This is a genomic window from Anaerovibrio sp. (assembly GCF_051866355.1).
Taxonomy (GTDB): domain Bacteria; phylum Bacillota; class Negativicutes; order Selenomonadales; family Selenomonadaceae; genus Anaerovibrio.
Genome location: NZ_JBJDWZ010000037.1, coordinates 1 through 3,943, shown reverse-complemented (window position 1 = coordinate 3,943; position 3,943 = coordinate 1). Strand labels below are relative to the sequence as shown.

At 50.8% G+C, this 3,943-nt stretch carries 4 protein-coding genes; 2 read left to right on the top strand and 2 right to left on the bottom strand.

What is annotated here, in order from left to right; translation table 11 throughout:
• Nucleotides 1-310 precede the first annotated feature (310 nt).
• Nucleotides 311-1,459: a lactaldehyde reductase gene (gene fucO / locus ACI3UA_RS02180; protein WP_439723195.1), complete on the top strand. Its 1,149-nt coding sequence runs from the start codon at nt 311-313 to the stop codon at nt 1,457-1,459.
• A gap of 251 nt (nt 1,460-1,710) precedes the next feature.
• On the top strand, nt 1,711-2,001 hold the full coding sequence (locus ACI3UA_RS02175) for a hypothetical protein (RefSeq protein ID WP_439723194.1): 291 nt from the start codon (nt 1,711-1,713) through the stop codon (nt 1,999-2,001).
• 172 nt (nt 2,002-2,173) lie between these two features.
• Here ACI3UA_RS02175 and ACI3UA_RS02170 read toward each other — a convergent pair whose 3' ends face one another.
• Both ACI3UA_RS02170 and prmC read right to left on the bottom strand, forming a co-directional pair.
• The gene (locus ACI3UA_RS02170) at nt 2,174-2,815 is read right to left on the bottom strand and encodes an L-threonylcarbamoyladenylate synthase (protein WP_439723193.1); all 642 of its coding nucleotides are present in this window, start codon (nt 2,813-2,815) and stop codon (nt 2,174-2,176) included.
• 78 nt (nt 2,816-2,893) lie between these two features.
• Nucleotides 2,894-3,856, bottom strand: a complete 963-nt coding sequence (prmC, locus tag ACI3UA_RS02165) for a peptide chain release factor N(5)-glutamine methyltransferase (protein ID WP_439723192.1) — start codon at nt 3,854-3,856, stop codon at nt 2,894-2,896.
• Nucleotides 3,857-3,943: the final 87 nt, after the last annotated feature.

Below are 3,943 nucleotides of genomic sequence, written 5' to 3'. Positions count from 1 at the left end.
AGGAAGCACGCCGGGAAACTGCTCCACGCATCTGCACCCTGGACAAGCTCACCCCCATCACCGGCTGCTCCGACTGACTATATGCTCCCAATCTTCACGCCAGTATAAACAAAACTCAAGTTTCCTGCAATATTGTATTGCAGGATTTTTTTCGCTACAAAATAAAGGCATAATCCGAGAGAACTATACAGAAATAGCTTTTCAATCTAAAGAATGCCTCTTAACTGCGAAAAAGATTCCAAAACTTTTTATATAGTGTTATAATATAATCAGTTTAGATGCAGATTTTCAAAGGAAAGGGGAATACATCATGGCAAACAGGTTCGTACTCAATGAAACATCTTATCACGGCGCAGGTGCAAGAAAAGAAATCGCAACCGAAGCAAAGGGAAGAGGGTTTGTAAAAGCATTTATCTGCTCTGACCCTGACCTTATCAAATTCGGGGTTACAAAAAAGGTGCTGGATGTACTGGAAGGCGCAGGAATGGCGTATGAAGTATATTCCAATATCAAACCAAATCCAACTGTCGAAAATGTCCAGACCGGTGTTGAGGCTTTTAAAGCGTCCGGGGCCGATTATATCATTGCCATTGGCGGTGGCTCATCAATGGATACGGCGAAAGCAATCGGCATTATCATCACCAATCCGGAATTTTCAGATGTTGTTAGCCTGGAAGGCGTCGCACCTACCAAAAATAAGTGTGTCCCTATTTTTGCAGTGCCAACAACGGCAGGCACTGCGGCAGAAGTGACAATTAATTACGTTATTACTGATACTGCAAATAATCGCAAAATGGTATGTGTGGACCCGCATGATATCCCGGTTGTTGCGTTTATTGATTCTGAAATGATGTCTTCCATGCCAAAGGGCCTGACAGCAGCTACGGGCATGGATGCCTTGACGCATGCTATTGAGGGCTATATCACAGCCGGAGCATGGGAGCTTTCTGATATGTTCCACCTGAAAGCAATTGAGATTATTGCCAGAAGCCTTCGTGGTGCAGTGAATAATACACCGGAAGGCAGGGAAGGAATGGCTCTGGGGCAGTATGTTGCAGGCATGGGATTCTCAAATGTAGGCCTTGGTATTGTTCATTCTATGGCGCATCCGCTCGGAGCCTTATATGACACACCGCATGGCGTTGCCAATGCCATCATTCTGCCATCAGTTATGGAATATAATGCAGAAGCTACCGGTGAGAAATATCGTGAAATTGCTCGTGCCATGGGCGTAAAAGGCGTTGACGATATGACGCAGGAGGAATACAGAAAGGCCGCGGTTGAGGCTGTAAAACAGCTGTCACAGGATGTTGGTATTCCAGCCAATTTGAAGGAAATTGTGAAAGCGGAGGATATTCCTTTCCTGGCACAGTCTGCCTATGATGATGCCTGCCGTCCTGGTAATCCAAAGGAAACAAGCGTAGAAGATATCACCAAATTGTATGAGGCTTTAATCTAAAGCTCTGACTATCCGATTTCCGTAGCAAAACTATAAAAACCAAAAGGGAGCGGCATTATCACACGAGCGGCTGTGATGTGCCGCTCTCTTCTATTTAGACCCATCAGCAAATCTCTACAGTTTTCCTGCAATAAAAACGCAATATTGCAGGATATTTTTTATTTTTTGTAATACGTTCATCATTTGTGCGTATAAAGAGCAAAGAAAAGATAATCCAATAAATAAACAAGAAAGAGGCGGTTAAAATGACTATGGAAAAGAAAGATGCTATGCTGAACGATGATGAGCTGGATATGGTAACAGGCGGTGCGGCCGCTACCTTCCTGCAAAGGCGCGAGGACGGCAAGGTAGATATGTTCTACGTTTCCGGCGAAGGTGATATTGACACCTTCAAAAAACTGATGGCAGGCGGTGCTGTTTCCTCCCTGAGCGTTTCTATCTGCACCAGCAGCATGCGCGGCGTCCCGGCTGATAAGGTTGACACCATTATTGCCAGAAGAAAAGAAAGAAACCCTGCTATGGACGTTGTATGGATGAATTGAACCAAACAGCATTGACAAAATAAAAAGAGAGCGGCATATCCCACATAGGCTGTGATATGCCGCCCTCTTTTATTTTGTCCGAATTATTTTTGCCCCGGCCATCTTGCCTGCGCTAGTTTTGCTTAAACCAAACCTGCCTGAAACAAATTTGCCTGAAAGCAAAAACCAGCCTTCAGGCCTCATGGATTGCCGCCCAAATCGCATCCTCACCAATGGCGCCGTGCCGCAAAATTTTTATTTTACTGCCGGTGCAGTCCACAATGGTTGACTCAACCCCCACAGGACAGGTGCCCCCATCCAATATCAGAGGAAGCCTGCCAGCCATATCAGCGTATACATCACTTGCTGATAAAGGGCTGGTATGGCCGGAAATATTGGCACTGGGCACCGCCAGAGGCTGACCCACAGCCCTCAGTAATGCCAGCGCCACAGGATGCGCCGGTATGCGTACCCCCACCGTATCACGGCCGCCCGTCACCTCATAGGAAACAGCGGCGGCCTTGGGGAGAACCACCGTTATGGCGCCGGGACAAAACCGCTCCATCAAAAGCCTGGCAGTCTTAGGCACGTAGGCCGCCACCCGCGGCACCATGCCGGCATCCGCGACCTGCAGGGAAAAAGCCTTGCTGGCAGGACGATTTTTGGCCGCGTACAAGGCCTCCACAGCATTCCTGTCCAATCCCAGCGCGCCGATGCCGTAGACAGTTTCCGTGGGAAATGCCACCAGCTGTCCCTGCCGCAGAATTCCTGCCGCCCTGGCTATCTCCCTCTGCTGTTTTACGACATCACGTATCCGCACGATTTCTGTTTCCATCGCCAAACCACCTCATAAAAGCAACCGATAAAAGCCAACTGTGCACCTCTGGAAAAAGCCGGCCTGTATGCCGGCCCGCTACTTCTTCCACAGCACGACAACCCTCTCAATGCCTGCCAAATCCCTGATGATTTCGCACCGGCCCCACTGGGGCAGTTCCTCTGCCAGCGCCTTGAGCTGCTGTGCCTGATGGATACCTGCTTCCATGGCCAGAAAGCCATCCGCCTGCAGGAAAGCGGCACCATCTGCCAACAGCCTGCGATAAAAATCCAGCCCGTCCTCGCCGCCATCCAATGCCCCCACAGGCTCAAAAGCCCTCACATCAGGCTCCAGCCCGGCAATATCCGCCCTCGGAATATAGGGCGGATTGGAAACGATTGCCGCCAGCCTGCCGGAAAAGCTTTCCGCCTGCTGCTTCAATGGCTCCAGCATATCTCCCTGCCAAAGCTCAAGCCGCTCTGCCAGCCCCAGCGACCGTGCATTTTCCTCTGCCACGGCCAATGCCTCCGCCGAAATATCCACCGTCACCGCCTGCAGCTTCGGCAGGTAATTCAAAAGGGAAAGGCAGATAGCACCGCTTCCCGTGCCAATATCCGCAATCAGGCTGCCTTCGGCCTCCGCACCTGCCTTGAGCCTCTGCAGTACGGCCTCCACCAGAATTTCCGTATCAGGGCGGGGAATCAGGGTGGCCGGTGTCACCTTGAACTCCAGCCCCATAAACTCCTTGTGCCCTGTAATATACGCCACCGGCTGACGCTGTACCCTGCGCTTGATGCAGTCCTTGTACGCCGCCAGCTCCGCCGCTTCCATTGGCTGGTCAAAATGCACGTAGAGGAAAATCCTCTCCTTTTTCAGCACGTAGGAAAGCAGTACCTCCGCATCCAGCCGCGGCGAATCCAGGCCTGCCTTCCTGAAATAGCCCTCCGTCCACTTCAATATCCTGCCAATGGTCCAGACCTCCTGCGCCTGCCCGCCGGCGGCCGTACCGGCCCTGCCGCCGCCAGCTCCGCTTCCGCCATTAATTTCATTCTGCTCTGCCATTTTACTGCACCTTTTTCAATCTCTCTGCCTGATCGGCAGTAATCAGCCCGTTCAAAAGCTCATCCAGCTGCCCGTTCAGCACAAAGT

Coding starts and splice junctions, on each gene's coding strand:
- fucO (WP_439723195.1), top strand. CDS start 311: ATGGCAAACAGGTTCGTACTCAATGAAACATCTTATCACGGCGCAGGT.
- ACI3UA_RS02175 (WP_439723194.1), top strand. CDS start 1,711: ATGGAAAAGAAAGATGCTATGCTGAACGATGATGAGCTGGATATGGTA.
- ACI3UA_RS02170 (WP_439723193.1), bottom strand. CDS start 2,815: ATGGAAACAGAAATCGTGCGGATACGTGATGTCGTAAAACAGCAGAGG.
- prmC (WP_439723192.1), bottom strand. CDS start 3,856: ATGGCAGAGCAGAATGAAATTAATGGCGGAAGCGGAGCTGGCGGCGGC.